This window comes from Paenibacillus sp. O199, from assembly GCF_001636635.1.
Taxonomy (GTDB): Bacteria; Bacillota; Bacilli; order Paenibacillales; family Paenibacillaceae; genus Paenibacillus; species Paenibacillus marchantiae.
Map to the genome: position 1 here is coordinate 293,789 of NZ_LGRP01000007.1, position 18,741 is coordinate 312,529.

Here is an 18,741-nt window from a genome sequence, read left to right on the forward strand (position 1 = left end):
CCGTTACAAACAGATCACACCTCGTATGTTGCTGAATCATTCATCCGGGATTCTTGGAACCTCAAGCGGTAGTGCCATACTGTATGGGGACAATGATACCTATGCACATGATACATTTTTGGATCAATTGGCCGAGCAAAATTTGAAGGCAGATCCGGGAGCCTACTCGGTGTATAGTAACGATAGCTTTACGTTAGCTGAAATTCTGGTCGAAAAGGTTAGTGGCATGAGCTTTAGCCATTTCATCCAACAGAATTTCACCGAACCCTTGGGTATGAGCCATACCAAAACGCCGCAGGATCTGATTGATCCTGACCAAATGGCGGTAACTTATTCGCAGCTGAATAAGGAACAACTTCCACTAGAGAACACGAATATGATTGGCTCTGGAGGCATTTACTCTACCGCAGAAGACCTGGTCAAATTTTCGCAAATCTTTACGGGAGAGGTCACAGGTATTCTTTCCAGTGAGTCAGCAGAAGCCATGACGCAGGAAGAATACAAAAGTGGCCTGTGGCCAGAGGATAGCGATTCATCGATTTCGTACGGGTTAGGTTGGGATAGTGTAGACTTGTTCCCATTTAGCGAATACGGCATCAAGGCAGTTACCAAAGGTGGCAATACGATTGCTTATCATTCGTCATTAATTGTGCTTCCGGAATACAACATGGCTGCAGCCGTTACCTCTTCAGGTGGATCAAGCACAACCGACCAATTGATTGCGAGCGAGCTGTTGCTTAGCGCACTTGAGGAAAAGGATATTATTGAAGGACGGAAGCCGGAAAAATCATTTGGCGCCCCTGTAAAAACAACCATGCCGAAAGAGCTAACGCAGTATGCTGGCATTTATGGGGCGGTTGGCAGCTCGTTATTGAAGTTGGAAGTGAATGATGAAGGACAGTTGACGATGTCCCAGCTATTGTCGCCGAACAGTACCGAACAAAAGTATACGTATACTGAAGATGGCTCTTTCGTGAATGAGCAAGGTACAGAAAAGTTGAAATTCACTCAAGAGGATAACGGGAATACATACTTGTGGTCCCGTTCGTACCAGTCGGTGCCAGGGCTTGGACAGATCGCCTCCTCGGAATACAAGGCAGAAAAGCTCGAAACCAATTCATTATCCGAAGATGTAACAGCCGCTTGGCAGAAGCGTGAAGGCAACATTTATTACCTGGTGAATGAAAAATACACCTCAACGGTATATGACAGTGCAACGCCGATCATCCCCATTCATATGTTCGATGAAGCACCAGGTTATGTGTATACTAATAAAATTATTGATGCAAATTCGGCCGTGAATCAACTGCAAATTCCAGGCTTGGCTGGCCGGGATACGATGGAGTATAAGTTCTTCGAGAGAAACGGCGTAGAATACGTCTCAGCAGGAGGAAAGGTCTACGTCAGTCAAGAACTTGTGAGACCGCTCTATTCGGGGAAACAATCGAAGACAACGATTCAAACGAATGGTTATGCGACGTGGTATTCGGTACCGGCAGCAGCCGCAGGTAAAGTGATGACAGTGAAGATGCCTTCGAAAGGTGCTTTCACTGTATATGACCAGACGGGTATCAGTACGAATCATACCGTGGTTAGTAGTGAAAATGAAGTTACATTGCCTGAAAATGGTACGATTGTATTTGCTGGTGAAGCTGGTTCAAGGTTCGAAATTTCGTTAACAAATCAATAATAATGAGTATGGAAAATACGCCCGTTCCCCTTTGTTCTACTGGGGAACGGGCGTTTCATTCTTTCTGAAATCCATTCTGAAAGATACTACGTTTGTTCTAAGTTTATTTTACTTCGTTCATAAACTTCCTGAAGTTTTCGGTTATTTCTTTGGACCGGGTATGGTGTAAATAATGTCCACCTTCGAATGTCATCACTTTACCATGTACTGAATTTTTGACTTGCTCTTCATGCAAAGGTATCCAACCTTCCGTTTCGGTATCATTCGCTTGTAAAAAGAAAATGACAGGCAGATCTCTAGGGAAGCTCAAGTTTTCAGCAGCTTTGAAATTGGGACCAAAATTTTCGCCTTCATTTAAATTATTCGGATTAAACGTATTTTTGAGTGAGAGCATTCTAATCTGTTCTCTGATTTCATCATCAACATCGGGTGCAATCAGTTGATCAGGGGCCAGTTTCATTAACAATCGGTAGAATCCTGATTTTTTAAGCAGTTTGTACGTTTCGGTTGGAAATGGATCATCGTTACCTCCCTGCGTTGGAACGCTGCTTTCAATCCCGACGAAGGCAGTTACTTCGTTTGGATATTTGTTCACATAGTCCAGTCCATAAATTCCTGAAATAGAGTGACCCATGAGCGTGTAACGATGAATATTAAGCTGCTGTAACGATTCATGAATTTCACTAACCATATTTTCCGTGGTACGCTCTTTTTCAGTTATGTCACTTAATCCATAACCGAAAGGCTCAATGACAACGACTTTGTAAAATGGGGTTAGCTCATCGATGAGCGGTTTAAAATCGAGAGCTGGGGCAGGTGTTCCGTACCCCGGAAGCAATACCACGGTTTCTTCACCTTTTCCTTGGATCAACACATTCATGTTTTTCCCGTCAACCGCTACGGACTGACCATAGGCTTTTATTTTCCCTGCCTCCGATTTGTTGCTAATTACATTTACAATAAAAACAGTGGCTATAAATAATGCAAAAGCGATAACTATGGCACCAAATATTTTGAGCAAAATGATAAATATTTTTTTCATCATGATGGTTCTCTCCTGTTGAGTTCGTTTATTGTACAGCCATTTGAAACTCCATTCATTTTACTTCTTTAATGAAATTTCAAATCGGGAGCCAACCTCACCTGCAAATACAATACGACCGTTTTCTGGTAAGACAACTTCATTCTTACCGCTGACCCCGGTGTAATTAATACAAATTCCCGTCTGGTCGTATACGGCAAAGGCGCTATTTGCGGGTATTTTCACCGTCATGACTTTTCCTTTCGCAGTCGCTGGTACAGAGAACCATTTAGCATATCCATCTGCTTGAATGGTTGTTGCGGATTGTTTACCCGGATAGATGGGTTTTACAAGTTCCTCACTGGCGTATACATAACCCGAAGCTGTAAGATACTCTCCTCCGTTCTTTTGGGAGAAATGAATGTCCATCGTATCACGTCCGGCAGTACCCGGAATTTGCAAAGGATTGGCTGCTTCGTTAGCTCCAATAATCTTATTATTGGACATATACCCTGGATTCTCTTTATTCATATGAATAGGCAGGATCGATGAAGCATTGAGATAGACCATTGATGTGTATTTCTCATTCACCAGATAATATTTTTTACCATCGCGCTTTGCCCATGCGGCGTTAATCTCCTTTGATAATTTATTGGCTTCCAGCTTCTCTGCATTATATTCTGAGAAAGCCAGCTGTCCGAGTCCTGGAACGGTTATATAAGACCGTGACCACAAGTAGGTATTCCCATTTTTCTCGACAACGAATTTCAACTTATCTGTACCTTCGTTGTTAACAAAAGTACCATCTGCTGTATATGTGTATTCTTGAGCCGGATTACTCGGAGCTGTAAGTGAAGATACCGTCATTTGTCCAGCCGTATTGATGTTGATCTTCGTAACAGAATTATTGCCACCATACATACCTGCAAACTTGGAGATTTCCTTAGGCATATCGGCCTTCACGGGTACGCCAAATGTTTTTTCCGGCTTCCGTTCTTTAATAACGCCCTTTTCCTCAAGTGCGCTGAGTAATAATTCATTGGCAATGAAATGATTGGTTAAGCTTGACCCGCCTGAGGAGATAACGGCTGCAGCCATGTTGTATTCCGGGAGTACCACTAATGAGGACTGATAAGATAACGTATCTCCACCTTTCATAACGGCCTTAATGCCGTATTCGTTGAATGGGAACAAGTTCACACTATCCCAACCTAACCCGTAAGACATAAGCGTATCGCTATCCTCTGGCCACATGCCTCTTTTATACTCTTCTTGCGCCATAGCTTCTACAGACTTACTGGAAAGAATGCCTTCGACCTGTCTCGTGAAGATTTGTGAAAATTTGACCAGATCTTCAGCGGTGGAATACAGACCTCCAGTAGCAATGATATTATAATTCTCTTTTGGAAGTTGTCCCTCATAAAATGGGGAATAGATTGCCGCCATTTCTGCCGGGTTAACCACATCCTGTGGTGTTTTCGTATGTTTCATATCCAAAGGCTCCGTGAAAAACTTGTGTATGAATGCGGTATAATCGAAGCCGCTAACTCTTTCGACCAGAATCTCGGCTAACGTAAAACCATCGTTGCTGTAGACTGAGTATGCGCCGGGTTCTGCTTTCAGGTTTTGACCTGCCAATTGCTCCAGAAACGTATCATGTGAATACGTGTCATTATCTCCGTACAAGGTGGCATTGCTGAATGAGCTGCCCAGTAGACCGGAAGAATGATTCAGCAACATACGGGGTGTGATCTGTTTGTATCGGTTATCTTTCATTTTAAAATCGGGCATATAGTTCACAACCGGCACATCCAAATCGATCTTGCCTTCGTCAACCAGCTTCATTACAGCGGCTGCAAGCATCATTTTGCTGGTTGAACCAATACCATAGATCGTGTTCGAAGTAAGACGTACCTTGTCGTTTATATCGTTCTTGCCCGTTTGACCGGACACCACAATCTCTCCACCATCGATGAGCGCATATTGCAGACTCGTCGTACCATACGTCTCAGTCAGTAATTTGGCTTTTTCCATCACGGTTTTCTTCGTTGCCCCATACGTAAGGTTGCTGTTGTTCATGGCAGCCGGTGTGGCCATTGCAGATAATGGGGCTAACATGGTTAACGCTAGCGTTAAAGCTGCAATTGAAGTTCGTTTTTTGACTGTTCTCTTGAGCACTTTCATTTTCTCTTGTTGTATCATTTGCATCTTCTCCTGTCAGTATCTCTTTATTAGAGTATCCTAGCTTTGGTACTAAAATAAGCTTAACCAATAGAAATGTACTCTTCGTGACGTCTATATGAACCGAGTATGAATAGGCAAAATAATTTGAGTACATGATGATTCACGATCCTTGATCCTTCCTTTTTACGTCATAAAAATATCCCCTTTAAGTAGACACTTAAAGGGGATAAAGACTTTGTCTATTTCAATGAAATTTCAAATGTGGAACCGACCTCACCTGCAAATACAATACGGCCGTTTTTGGGTAAGACAACCTCATTCTTACCGCTGACCACGGTGTGATTAATACAAATACCCGTCTGGTCATATACGGCAAAGGCTCCATTTGCAGGCATCTTAACCGTCATAACTTTTCCTTTCACAGATGCGGGTACCGAAAACCATTTTGCATATCCATCTGCTTGAATGGTTGTAGCGGATTGTTTACCGGAATAGAGTGGTTGTACAATTTCCTCACTTGCGAATACGCTACCTACAGCTGTAATGTACTCCACTCCGTTCTTTTTGGAGAAATAAATTTCCTTTGTATCACGTCCAGCCATGCCAGGGATTTGCAGCTCAGTGACTGCTTCGTTTGCTCCAATAATCTTATTATTAGACATATACCCTGGTGTCTCTTTATTCGAATGAATAGGAATGATTGGTGATGAATGGAGATAAACCGTTGATGTATATTTCTGATTCACCACGTAATATCTTTTACCTTCACGCTTTTCCCACGAGGCGGTAACATCCTGGGATAATTCATTGGCTTCCAGCTTCTCCGCTGTATATTCTGAGAAAGCCAACTGCCCAAGTCCTGGCAAGGATATATAAGATCGAGACCACAGATAAGTACTTCCATTCTTCTCCGTAACGAATTTCAACTTTTCTGTGCCTTTATCGTTAACAAAAGTACCATCAGCTGTATATGTGTATTTTTGAGCCGAATCACTCGGAGCTGCGAGTGTGGATACAGTCATTTGTCCAGCATGATTCATTTCGATCTTCTTAACCGAATTATTGGCGCCATACATACCTGCATACGCGGATATTTCTTTAGGTATATCTGCTTTTACTGGCACCCCAAATGACTTTTCTGGCTTCCGTTCTGTAATAATACCCTTTTCCTCAAGTGCGCTGAGTAATAATTCACTTGCAATAAACTGATCTTTGGCACTCGTCCCACCGGATGAGGTAACGGCTGCAGCTAGATTGTATTCCGGCAGTACGATTAATGATGAGTGATACGATATGGTATCTCCACCTTTCGTAACGGCCTTGATGCCGTATTCACTGAATGGGTATAAGTTCACACTATCCCAACCTAACCCGTACGAAATAGATGAATCGCTGTCCTCTGGCCACATGCCTCTTTTGTATTCTTCTTGCGCCATGGCTTCTACCGACTTACTGGAAAGAATACCTTCGACCTCTCCCGTGAAGATTTGTGAAAATTTCACAAGATCTTCAGCGGTAGAATAAATACCTCCAGTAGCGATGATATTATAATTCTCTTGTGGAAGCTGGCCTTCATATAAAGGAGAATAGATTCCCGCCATTTCTGCTGGCCCAACCACATCCTGTGGTGTTTTGGTATGATTCATGTCCAGAGGCTCTGTAATATACTTGTGTATAAAAGCAGTAAAGCCCATGCCACTAACTCTTTCGACTAGAATCTCCGCTAATGTAAAACCATCGTTACAATATACGGAGTATTCTCCTGGATCGGCTTTCAGGTTTTGATTCGCCAATTGATCTAGAAACGTATCATGTGAATTCGTATCATTATCTCCGTACAATGTAGCATTGCTGCCAGTGCTGCCCAGCAGACCGGAAGAATGATTTAATAGCATGCGTGGTGTGATTTGTTTGTAGCGATTATCTTTCATTTTAAAGTCAGGGATATAGTTCACAACAGGCACATCCAAATCCATCTTGCCATCGTCAACCAGTTTCATTACAGCAGTGGTAAGTACCATTTTACTGGTTGAACCAATGCCATAGATCGTGTTCGAAGTAAGAGGCACCTTGTTATTGATATCGTTTTTGCCCGTTTGACCGGACACCACAATCTCTCCACCATCGATTAATGCATATTGTACACTGGTCGTACCGTACGTCTCGGTAAGGATCTTGGCTTTCTCCGCTACTGTTTTCTTGGTTGGTTCATACGTCAGATCGCTGTTGTTACTCGTAGCTGGTGCGGCCAGTACTGACATTGGAGATAACATCATTAACGCCAGAGTTAAGGCGGTGATTGAAGTTCTTTTTCCCTTTTGTCGTCCCATTCACATCATCTCCTGATTTAAATGTTTTGGTTGATTAGAGTTCTTTTGGATCTATAAATTTCACCTCTGGATACAAGTCGCTCGGCCCCTGAATTAGAGTTCCGCCCGATCCTTTCAATTGCTTATTAAAGAAATCAAGTACATATTGATTTACGATGTTTGACCCTCTTTTACCATTGATGTCTCCTGTAATTCCGGACAGTTTAATCAGCTCCGAATAGAATTGAAGATCCGTGAAATTGAAGTGCTGGGTTCCTTCTATATAAATCACATTCCCCCCCTGATTGATAACCGTTTTCATAATGTGCAGCTCATCTGAAAGAAACTTAGTTACTTCGTCATCCGAATTTCTATCACTTTCAAAATTGGCTAACCAGTCTTCAAAATTTCCCGATCTGATAAACATAAACGGCTTGTTTATATCATCTCTATCTTCTACTTCATTCAGTGACCCATCCATATTAACCCCGGCCTTGATTCGTTGATCTAAATACGTTGCATTAAACGCCGTTGCTCCCCCAAAAGAATGTCCCATCGCGCCTATGTTATTTAAATCGATCTTCCCTTTAAATTGACTTTCAATTACACCTGAATTTAACTTTTCGATTTGATCGATAACAAACTCAACGTCTTTTGTCCATATATCCCCAACTTCACTGCGGTCATCTATGGTTGTCATTTTTGTTGTATAGCCCGTTACACGGCCATCCGGAAAAAGGGTAGCAAAGGTGCTGTACGTATGATCGATTGTGACCACGATAAAACCATGACTGGCAAGATTCTCGGCCTGTGATGCTTGTAGAACTCTACTGGTTCCCATACCATGAGATAGCAGTACCACGGGATAAGGACTTGTGGAAGGTAATATTTCTACATTTTCATAAGAGTTGGTTTGACTATACTTCAAGTAGTCGAGCAAAAATTCGGGCAGTTTTAAAGAAGCAGAGAAGCTCTGAATATACGTTTTGAACATTTCTTTATCATTTGGAAACAGCGTGTCACGCTTGTTGTTATTCATGTTCTCAGTAGGATACCAGAATTGGACCATTAACTCCCTCTTGTCGCTTTGATCTTCAGTTAAGACTTCAGCTCTATTCTGGTCTGTAAAATGAAATGTTTGAGTACCCACTTTCTCTGGACCATCCGGCTTCGGCAAATTAAAAACAGGTAGGTATACAGACAAGGCAGTAGAAACAACCAGCAGAATGACGATTAGGGAAGATAAACTATATTTCAAGAACTTCCCTATTTTTAGATTCACCATCTTTTCGGAATGTCTGAATAAAACGATGAGTATGAATAGCGCCGTCATGATATATACCAAAAGCAGCTGCCATCTGTATCCCTCAACAAATAATTGAACTAATAATATAACGCTACTTCCTATACCCAAACCCAAGCCTATTTTCTTTACACTTCTTTTAATAAACAATAGATCTACCAGTAAAGCGAAACAGGATAAAACTAAAAGTATTTCAAATAATCTCATTTGAATTCCTCTCTTTCATCACGGACATCGGCCGAATTGGATATACTATGGAAAAACCGCCCCACAGGACGGTTTTTTCATATTCATTTATACACATCTGTAAAATCTCGAGTAGACTTATACAGGATATTTACTTTGCTTCGTTCATGAATGCTCTAAAGTCCTCAGCTATTTCTTTAAATAACGTATGGTGTAAATAATGTTCGCCATCCATTGTGATTACTTTTCCGTGTACCGAATCTTTGATCTGACCTTCATGCAAAGGTATCCAACCTTTTACACCTTCATTATTCGCTTGAATAAAGAGAAGAAGTGGAAGGTCTTTGGGGAAGGTTAAACCTTGAGCATCTTTAAAATTGGAAGCAATATGGTCCATCTCATTTAACATCGTGGAACTATTCGAGTTTTTATTCGACAGCATTTTCATCTGCTCTACGGTGTGCTCATCAAATGCGAGTCCAGCATAAGGGTCACCACCAAATTTGACTACTAATCTTTGGAGACCTGATTTTTTAAGGAATCCGAACATTTTTGTAGGTAATTTGGCATCCATACCCGGTTGTGTTGAAACACTGCTGTCGATTCCGACAAATGCAGTCACCTCGTTTGGATATTTGTTCACATACTCAATGCCGTAAATGCCTGCAATGGAGTGGCCCATGAGGATATACTGGTTAATGTTAAGCTGTTGTAAAGCTTCATGAACTTCAGTTACGATATTTTCTGCGGTTCGTTCTTTTTCAGTTCCATCACTTAATCCATAACCGAAAGGTTCAACCGCCACAACTTTGTAATATGGAGATAGCTCATCGATGAGCAGCTTAAAATCAAGCGCTGGCGCAGCTGTTCCATAACCTGGCAGAAGCACGATCGTTTCCTTGCCTTCGCCTTGAATTAACACATTCATATTTTTCCCGTCTACAGATACGTGCTGGCCGTAAGTCTCTATCTTTTTCGCCTCTGAATTGGTACTGATCACATTCGTGATATAAACAATACCTAGAAACAGAACAATGACGATTACGATTGCTCCTAGTACTTTAAGTATATTGTTTCTTACCTTTTTGGCCCTCGAGCCATTCTTCGCTTTCTTTTCCTCTGGTTGTGTCACTCTCATCTTCTCCTGTCTTGAACTGTTTGTTCGGCTTTCTTCTGTGCTACTGATGTAATCTTAACCAATGAAAATGTACTCCCCGTGACGTCAATATGAACTGAATATGAACAACTAAATAAATTAATATTTACTGGGACGTCATAAATCCTCTGAATTTTTCAGCAATTTCTTTGGCATGGGAACGATACAAATAATGATTTGCCTCCAGCAGTACCACTTCACCATGTACAGAATCCTTTATTAACTTCTCGTGCTCAGGGATCCACCTGTCTGTTGCCGGATGATTCTTTTGAATAAAGAAAAGAAGAGGAGATTCACAGGGAACGCCCCACTGTTTCTTCTCTGTTTCATGTGTCACACTCATCTGCTCCTGTTCTCATCTGTTTAATGGCCGTAACAAGCCGTTAAATCAAGCCTAACCAACCAAGATGTCCTCATCATGACGACAATATGAACGAATTATGAACTAACAAAAAAAGCCACGTTTCACATGCAAAGAAGCTTGCATGTGAAACGTGGCCTGAACATACGATTTAGACAATCGGATGAATATTCTATACATCCACCTTATCCTGTAAGCCTAACTACTCCGTTGGTGGAGTGATTGGCAACGTGACAATAAAGGTTGTTCCCTGACCAGGTTCACTTTCTACTCTAATATCCCCTTGATGAAGCGATACAATCTGTTTAACAATAGCAAGCCCCATACCACTGCCGTCATACTTGCGACTGTGAGAACGATCCGACTTGAAAAATCGTTCGAATATACGCTTCTGGTCTTCAAGAGGGATACCGATACCTGTGTCGGAGATTCGAATAGTCACGTTCTTGATATCCTGCTTGGTGCTGACGTGAATTACGCCGCCATCCTTGGAAAATTTGATACCGTTGCTGAGAATATTCGTCCATACCTGGTTCAACTGATCGTGATCAGCCAAGACTTTAACGCCTTGGAGATCAAGCTCAAAGTGAATGTTGCGAGCAGACCATTGTGGCTGGAGAGTTACAATAACCCGCCTGATCTGTTCATCCAGGCTGAGTGTGCTAAGTCGCGGTTGCTGTGACTGTGATTCAAGCATACTCAACTTGAGCAGATTATCACTCATTTTGGACATCCGCTTCGCCTCGGCGATAATAATCTCAAGATATCGGCTTCGTTCTTGCTCTGAGAGGTTTACTTGTTTCAGTGCTTGAGCATAACCGGATATCGAAGTCAGCGGAGATTGAACCTCGTGCGACACATTCGTTACAAATTCCCTGCGCATCTGTTCCAACTGCTGCAAATCATGCATCATTTCTTCGAAGCTGCGCGCCAGTGTGCCCAGTTCTCCGGTTTGCTTGATATTCAGCTTGACGTTAAAATCTCCAGCAGCGATCCGCTTCGTTGCTTTTGTCAGTTTTTTAATCGGTCTAACCAAGAATATGGAAGCAATCAGAATGATAATACTTCCTGCAACCAATGAACAGGTTGCAAAGATCGAAGCCCATTTGACGACAAACGAGGAAGAAGGTGGAGCGAGCGTCTCCAAAAACATTGCTTTCGTTCCCACTTCCGTTTTCACCGGCAACCCTAAAAGAACTGTAGCAATACCGTTCGGATTGTCCTGGACTACGCCTCCATCTAACACTTTCTTTAGTTGCTCTTTCGTCACCGCGGCCGATTTATGTCCGTTAAGCTTTCCATACGACTGGAACTGACCCGTTGCATCGTAAATTCGAATATGATATGAATTCAGTAGCTTCATTTCACTAACAAACGATTCTGCTTCACTTAATGGAAGGGTCTTGTAAATCTGCACGACATCTTGGCCGAAGTTACGTATGTTAATTTGAGCATTTTCATTCAATTGATCTTCGAATATCATCGTGGACATGAAAAAAGAAATGACCGTGCCGGCGATGACGGAAACCAGAAATGTCAGGACCACACGAATATATAACGATCTAATCATTCGTAAACCTCAAGCCGGTACCCCAGGCCTCGCACCGTTTCGATCCGAAAATCGGGTGTTGATGCGAACCGTTCACGCAGGCGTTTAATATGTACGTCTATCGTTCGATCATCACCGGCGTAATCAATACCCCAGATTTGATCGATCAATTGCTCACGTGTATAGACTTGTCCGGGTGTTCCAGCGAGTTTATAGAGCAATTCGAACTCCTTCAGCGGCAACGTAAGCGACTCTGTTCCGCTCGTCACCTTGTAGGTTTGTCGATCCAGGATGACGTTGCCGAAATGGATCGTCTGTGTGGAGCCGATTTTGTATCGTTTGAGTAATGCTCGGACGCGAGCCGTGAGCTCCAACGGATCAAACGGTTTCGTTAGATAATCATCGGTCCCCAGTTCGAATCCTTTCACCTTTTCCCAGGTCTCACCTCTCGCCGTCAGCATGAGCAGCGGAAGATCAGGATTGGCTCTTCGCAGCTCCTTACATAACGTCCAGCCATCCATGACAGGCATCATGATATCAAGCACAACAAGATCGACATGTGTTGAGCCGTAAACGGTCAGTGCCTCCTTGCCATCCGCAGCTTCAGCCGTTTCAAATCCGTCATTTCTCAAAAATAAACAGACGAGTTCACGAATATTCGGATCATCGTCAGCAACCAGTATTGTAGGCATTTGTTTCCTCTTTTCCTGTTTCCATGTCATGTAGTCGTAATCATTATACTATTATTGAATTTGTAAAAAGCAAGTAAGAAGTTTAATCTCGCCATTCCCTCAGAATGTTCTGCATCCCCGACTTGGTATGAAGAAACTGTTTCACACGAGAGCCATTGGCACCAGATGGATGAGGAAATCCCCATAAAATCTTCTCTTCATCTACCCGATGTTCATCAAGCAATTGATGTAGTACAGCCTCCACCGACTTTCCTAATGGAATAATAAGAGGATGCTTTAACTGTTCCAATTCAGGCAGAAATGACTCAAGTACAGCTTGATACAAAAATTCACTTTGAGGAATGGAAGGCTGATGTCCATTGTAATTTTGCTTATTCACCAAGACTGGATATCGAATCAGAGAAGTTGTATGTAACAATGTACAGTCTGCTTCAAATAACCTTTGTACATGGGGCACTCTTATATATTCATGCAAGCCTATTTCCTGGAGCATTAAAATCAAATTGGTACGCATAGAGCCGGCCATTCTTGCCGCTATTTTGGCTTCTTTACAGGCTTGCTCATATGATTTGTGTGCTTTCAAAGCTTGGATAGCCGTTCTATAAGCAATCTCCATTTGCTGCCAACCTGGTGTGATGCCCACAAGCATGACTTTTGCGGCTGCATTGATATATTCATTATGTGGGGAATAGAACATCTCCACCTCTCCTGAAGAGCTTAATTTCAGCTCATTAATCAGCAGCTGTGCTTTGGAGTACTTGGGTTGTATCGGGAATGATTTCACCACGTCAATCAGACACTGTTGTTGAGTGGGAGATATCAGCAGATTGCTCACTCCTTACGGGCCTTTATGTATTGGCTACCCTGCAGATTATCGCTTATATACCTTATTTTGTACAATAACAGCCGAATTAATTGAAATAAAAAGGGTAATTGACGGACAACATCCATCGATTACCCTTTTTATTATTATAAATGGACAGGTAGCTGTACAATAAATGTCGCACCTGCTCCTGGTTCACTGAACACGGAGACAGTACCCTCATGCATCTCCACAATTTTATGCACGATGGAGAGGCCCAGTCCACCACCCAAGGCACGTGTGCGGGATTGATCCGCTTTGTAAAAACGTTCGAATATGCGAAGCTGATCCTGCTTGGTGATGCCGGGTCCACTGTCAGAAATACGTACACTGATCTTGCCATCACTTTGTGTAAGGAAAACATCAATTTTTCCGCCTTCTGGCGTGAACTTGATTGCATTATGAATAAGGTTGATCCACAACTGAATCATCAAGTCCTCATCAGCAAAGATTTCAACTTCTTCCAGCTCTACGTTCATATCAATTTTTTTGTCATCCCATTGGGGTTCACAGGCTAGAACCAGAGTTACCAGCTGCCGATCCAAGCGGTAAGATGTTTTATGTGATGCATGCTCGGATGAATCCAGAACGGCGAGCTTCATTAAATTATCACTCAGTCTGGACAAACGAACACATTCCGTCTCAATGATCGTCAGATACTTTTCCCGTTTTTCCTGGTCCATATCTTTATTTTTCAGCGCCCTGGCGAAACCGCTGATTGACGTGAGCGGCGATCCAATCTCATGTGATACATTGGAGATGAATTCCTGACGCAAATCTTCCATCGCTTTGAGATTTGCCGCCATGTCATTGATGCTTTCAACCAACTGCACAAACGGATGGGGATTTCTCTGTCTCCCGTTTCTATTGGCAAATTCCGCATCCAGATTCACACGAAAATCCCCCCGGGAAATGCTTTTCAAAGCCTGAATCATCTCATTAAAAAATTCATATTGCCTGCCTTTAACCAGCGGACCGATCATTGTAATGCATAATCCAAAAAAAATGAACCCCAGCATGGCATTAATCAGAAAAGCAAGCAATTCATGCGGTTCCCATGGGACAAAGGAATACACATATCTCGTAAGGTAGAAAGCTGTTGTCCAGCAGGCAAACAGGGCCAGAGATACCAGAATGACGTTTCTGGAAACATGAAGAAATCCACCCTCCTGCTTCATTGCCTTACCTCTAGGCGATAGCCCAAACCCCGCATAGTACGAATGACGAAAGCATGCTCTTCCTCCGGAAACCGTTCACGAAGTCGCTTGATATGCACATCAATCGTTCTCTCGTCCCCTTCGTAATCATACCCCCAGATCTTTTCGATTAACTGATCACGGGTAAAGGTTTTGCCAGGGTAACTCGCAAGGGTGAATAGCAGTTCAAATTCCTTGCGTGGCAACACAATATCCTGATCACCTTTCTTGCACTCAAACGTATCACCCCGCAGGACCAGTTCACCAAGCAGGATCACTTGTGAAGTCATAATCCGATATCGTTTCAATAAAGCCTTCACCCGAGCAACCAGCACCAGCGGATCAAAAGGCTTCACCAGATAATCATCCGTCCCCAGGGTGAATCCTTTGATGATCTGCGAGGTTTCCCCTTTGGCCGTTAACATCAGGAGCGGCAGATCCGTCTGCTGCCGCAACTGGCGGCATAGTTCCCATCCGTCCATGCCTGGCATCATAATATCGAGAACGACCAGATCTACCTTATGGTCAGCGAGTAATCGCAGTGCATCCAAACCGTCAACAGCCTCGATTACGTGCAAACCCTCCTGCTGTAAAAAATGTCCTACCAGCTCTCGGATATGCGGGTCGTCATCAACGACCAATACGCTTGTCAAAGTGACCACCTCCATTTTTTCAACCTTGCCTTATACTCCACATTCTGTCAAGAAAAAGACCTTATACCATGAAGGCATAACATCTCTTTCCTGACACGCTACACTTGTTTAACAATATTTGATGATTTCCAATTACGTTCTGCGCATATATGCTCGCACTGTCAATGGTGCAAAAATGGCTACAATAACCGCTGCTCCGGCAAGGCTGGTCACCAGATCTGTGCCCATTGTCCCTTGATTCGCCAATTCGCGTACAGCTGAAACCAAATGGGATATCGGATTGACATTAACTACCCACTGAAGCCAATTCGGCATCGTATCTACCGGAACGAAAGCGTTTGAAGCAAAGGTGAGCGGAAACAATACGAGCATGGAAATCCCTTGTACACTGGACGCTGTACGTGCAATAACACCAAGAAAAGCAAAAATCCAACTGATGGCCCAAGCGCAAATAATAACTAGCAATCCTGCCAAGGCAACATGACCCAATCCACCTGCAGGGCTATATCCCAATAAATATCCAATCGTAAAGGTAAGGAACGTTGCAATGGTATAGCGTATCGTGTCTGCCAGCAATGCTCCGGCCAGTGGCGCAATACGTGCTATAGGCAATGATTTGAATCGGTCGAATACCCCTTTATCCATATCCTCACGCAATTGCACACCAGTCACGACGGAGCTTGTAATTACCGTCTGCACAAGTATACCCGGAATAATGACCAACAAATAAGCTTGAATATTTCCCGAGATCGCACCACCAAAAATGTACGTAAACATCAATGTGAAAATGATCGGCTGTAGGGTAACATCGAATAATTGCTCTGGTGTTCGTCTAACCTTCAATATCCCGCGATAAGCCATCGTTAAGGAATTCCGGACGGTTTGCCCAAAGCTTGTGTATTTTCTCAGCTTACGGCTTGGATTTTGTTTCGCTATTGTACTGTTCATACTTGCAACTCCTCCACTGCTTTTGATTCTTGAGACGTATGAGACGCATTGCCACTCGCATCTTGGCCCGTAATGGTGAGAAATACTTCATCAAGTGTAGGTTTCTGGACACTCATCTCTGCCAGATCAATGCCTGCGGAACGAAAGGCAATCAGTAGATCTGCTGCAATATTAGCATTTGCCATCGGTGCAGTAATCTTCCCCGCTTCCGCTGATACGCTGGATTCTGTTCGAAGGATCTGCTCTACAATCTGACGGGCGTGTTCAATCCGTGTCGGTTCCTGGATGCGCAGTTGAAGTGATGCAGTGCCAACGGAGGCTTTCAAATCATCCACCGTACCTTCGGCCACAACATGGCCCTGATCAATTACGGCAACACGGTCGGCCAGTTGATCCGCTTCATCAAGATATTGTGTTGTAAGAAGCACGGTTGAACCAGTCTTGACCAACTGGCGAATCGTATTCCACATCTGTGCACGTGTCCGTGGGTCAAGTCCAGTTGTCGGTTCGTCCAAAAAGATCAGCGGCGGCTGAGCAATAAGGCTTGCTGCGAGATCGAGACGGCGGCGCATGCCTCCGGAGAACCCTTTGATTGGACGTTTCGCCGCCTCCGTCAAGCCGAACTCTTCGAGCAAATCGGCTGTTTTGCGTTTCGCTTCTGCGCGGCCAAGACCCAGCAGCCGTGAAAATATCATCAAATTTTCGTTGGCACTCAGTGACTCGTCAACGGATGCGTATTGTCCTGTAAGTCCAATTAGCTGGCGTACGATATGTGACTCCTTCACCACATCATGTCCAAATATTTTGGCTGATCCTCCATCGGGCCGAAGCAGCGTGCCCAGCATCCGAATGGTTGTTGTTTTCCCTGCTCCATTCGGGCCCAGTACGCCATAGATCGTACCTGCCTTCACGTTCAGATTCACACCATCCACTGCACGTTTATCTCCAAAAATTTTCACAAGCCCCTCAGCCTCAATGGCCCAATCTCCAAGTTCATTACCTGTTGCTCTTTGCTGTATGTTTGTCAATTGTGGTTCCTCCCATATCGTTTATAGGGGAAGAATATCGTACTTTTATGAACTGAATATGAATGGAATCGGAAAGTTTTCAATTTCAAATCACAAAACCCCGCCAAGGTCCAAATGGACACCGGCAGGGTTCGGATGCGATTATAATACTCTAATTTGCAGGTTTGATATCAAAGAAGTCCAGTTCTCCATATCCTTCACCTTTGGAGAAACGAATTTTGTTCACACCAGCCTTTAGCTGAACTCTCGCTGTGGACAGTCCCCAGTTCTCCCATCCCTTGTTCGTAATGTAGAAAGGACTGGCTGTGCCTCCATTCACACTCAGCAGCAGGTTGGACCAGTTGCCACCTGCTGTGCCATTCGCTGTCCTCGCCAGGAGAATATATGTGCCCGCAGTTGCTGCATTGACGTTAAATTCTACATAGCTGTCCGCCGTATCGATATGACCAGCTTTCATGCCGCCTGAACCAGAAGGACTCTGGGATGCATAAGCGATCCCACCAAAGGTTCCCTCTTCTCCTTCATATCGAACGATTGACTTTTCTCCCGAAGGTAGAGCAATAGGTACGTTGGGATTCACCGGTGTACCCAAATTCGGGGTATTGTCGGCATTCCAGGTGAACTTCTGTAAGCGAATCTCACGATTCCATCCGGAATTATTGGATTTCGCTGTGTGGTACATGATCCAGTCCTCAGTCCCGTCAGGCGATTTCGTAAAAGAATGATGACCCGGACCATACAAGCCGTTCCCCGATTGGAAGATAGGCTGACTGCGCTTGCTCCAGGATGCCGGATTCAGCAAGTTGCTTGAGGCGTTAGCGGTAATAAGCCCCAGACAATAGTCGTTGGTCCAACTACCACTTGCCGAGTAGACTAGACTGATAACTCCGTTTCGAACGATCACCTGCGGTCCCTCATTTACATTCGGGGAATGATTGGTTTCCCAGGCGTAGGTTGGTCGCGCAATTTCCACGCGATTTGAATCGATCGTCCAGGGATTACTCATATGGGCAATGTACAGATTCTGCCTTACATTCGTATCTGCTTCCCAGCCCGACCAGATGAAGTAGAGCTGTCCGTTTACCTGTAATACCGTCCCGTCGATAGCCCACTTGTTGGTGGGATCCGTAATCTGCCCTTTGTATTGCCAGATTCCCTGTGTCGGGTCAGCTGACGTGTTTTCCATAACATACATGCGGTGATTGACGTTGTCTCCATCATCCTTCGCATAATAGATGTACCATGCACCGTTGATGTAATGAAGCTCTGGAGCCCAGATGCCGCAGCAGCCGGTATTCACCACAGTGGTTGGAGCCGCATCAATGGTTGTTAATTGAGCTGACTTCCAGATGGTAACGTTACCACCTGTTGTTTTGGTGAAATAATAGAATCCGTCAGTGTGTTTGTAGACCCATGGATCAGCTCCATCCTGCATTACGACATTATAGAAATTATTCTGAACGGTCGCTGCATGCGTCGTCTGTCCCATCGGGAAAATAAGAAATGCACATAAGGCCAGCAACAATTTGTTCCTGTAATTCATTATTTTCATCTACAGTCACGCTCCCTATAGGATTATGAATCATGCGCGTACCTGACCTGC

The 18,741-nt window shown here is 43.7% G+C and carries 15 protein-coding genes; 1 reads left to right on the forward strand and 14 read right to left on the reverse strand.

Features of this window, described 5'->3' with window-relative positions; genetic code table 11:
• Positions 1-1,690 (forward strand): serine hydrolase domain-containing protein (locus A6049_RS13655; RefSeq protein ID WP_240321392.1); only part of this gene is annotated, 1,690 nt, incomplete at its 5' end.
• Between the two features lie 103 nt (positions 1,691-1,793).
• Here A6049_RS13655 and A6049_RS13660 read toward each other — a convergent pair.
• The 14 genes from A6049_RS13660 to A6049_RS13725 all read right to left on the reverse strand — a co-directional run bounded on the left by A6049_RS13660 (position 1,794) and on the right by A6049_RS13725 (position 18,690).
• Complete coding sequence (locus A6049_RS13660) at positions 1,794-2,735, reverse strand: alpha/beta hydrolase (RefSeq protein ID WP_063565167.1); 942 nt, start codon at positions 2,733-2,735, stop codon at positions 1,794-1,796.
• Positions 2,736-2,792: 57 nt separating this feature from the next.
• Positions 2,793-4,913 carry a serine hydrolase domain-containing protein gene (locus A6049_RS13665; protein ID WP_063565168.1) on the reverse strand — a complete coding sequence of 707 codons (2,121 nt, stop codon included), beginning with the start codon at positions 4,911-4,913 and terminating at the stop codon, positions 2,793-2,795.
• Between the two features lie 221 nt (positions 4,914-5,134).
• Entirely contained in the window at positions 5,135-7,225 is a 2,091-nt protein-coding gene (locus A6049_RS13670; protein ID WP_063565169.1) for a serine hydrolase domain-containing protein, read from the reverse strand.
• A 34-nt stretch (positions 7,226-7,259) separates the two neighbouring features.
• Entirely contained in the window at positions 7,260-8,714 is a 1,455-nt protein-coding gene (locus A6049_RS13675) for an alpha/beta hydrolase family protein (RefSeq protein ID WP_063565170.1), read from the reverse strand.
• A gap of 130 nt (positions 8,715-8,844) precedes the next feature.
• Complete coding sequence (locus tag A6049_RS13680; protein WP_063565171.1) at positions 8,845-9,825, reverse strand: alpha/beta fold hydrolase; 981 nt, start codon at positions 9,823-9,825, stop codon at positions 8,845-8,847.
• A 130-nt stretch (positions 9,826-9,955) separates the two neighbouring features.
• Positions 9,956-10,186, reverse strand: a complete 231-nt coding sequence (locus A6049_RS13685; RefSeq protein ID WP_063565172.1) for a hypothetical protein — start codon at positions 10,184-10,186, stop codon at positions 9,956-9,958.
• Between the two features lie 226 nt (positions 10,187-10,412).
• Positions 10,413-11,780, reverse strand: a complete 1,368-nt coding sequence (locus tag A6049_RS13690; RefSeq protein WP_063565173.1) for a sensor histidine kinase — start codon at positions 11,778-11,780, stop codon at positions 10,413-10,415.
• The gene (locus A6049_RS13695) at positions 11,777-12,451 is read right to left on the reverse strand and encodes a response regulator transcription factor (protein ID WP_063565174.1); all 675 of its coding nucleotides are present in this window, start codon (positions 12,449-12,451) and stop codon (positions 11,777-11,779) included. The genes A6049_RS13690 and A6049_RS13695 overlap by 4 nt, the downstream gene beginning before the upstream one ends.
• 82 nt (positions 12,452-12,533) lie before the next feature.
• Positions 12,534-13,148 carry a hypothetical protein gene (locus A6049_RS13700; protein WP_090949717.1) on the reverse strand — a complete coding sequence of 205 codons (615 nt, stop codon included), beginning with the start codon at positions 13,146-13,148 and terminating at the stop codon, positions 12,534-12,536.
• A 272-nt stretch (positions 13,149-13,420) separates the two neighbouring features.
• The gene (locus tag A6049_RS13705; protein WP_063565175.1) at positions 13,421-14,491 is read right to left on the reverse strand and encodes a sensor histidine kinase; all 1,071 of its coding nucleotides are present in this window, start codon (positions 14,489-14,491) and stop codon (positions 13,421-13,423) included.
• Complete coding sequence (locus A6049_RS13710) at positions 14,488-15,162, reverse strand: response regulator transcription factor (protein ID WP_090806109.1); 675 nt, start codon at positions 15,160-15,162, stop codon at positions 14,488-14,490. Before A6049_RS13710 ends, A6049_RS13705 begins: the two co-directional genes overlap by 4 nt.
• Positions 15,163-15,294: 132 nt before the next feature.
• A complete protein-coding gene (locus A6049_RS13715; protein ID WP_063565177.1) occupies positions 15,295-16,110 on the reverse strand; it encodes an ABC transporter permease in 816 nt (271 codons plus the stop codon).
• Positions 16,107-17,129, reverse strand: coding sequence for an ATP-binding cassette domain-containing protein (locus A6049_RS13720; RefSeq protein WP_063565243.1), 1,023 nt, complete (start codon positions 17,127-17,129; stop codon positions 16,107-16,109). The genes A6049_RS13715 and A6049_RS13720 overlap by 4 nt, the downstream gene beginning before the upstream one ends.
• A gap of 160 nt (positions 17,130-17,289) precedes the next feature.
• Positions 17,290-18,690 (reverse strand): family 43 glycosylhydrolase, encoded by a 1,401-nt coding sequence (locus A6049_RS13725; protein WP_063565178.1) that lies wholly within the window; start codon positions 18,688-18,690, stop codon positions 17,290-17,292.
• Between the last annotated feature and the right edge of the window lie 51 nt (positions 18,691-18,741).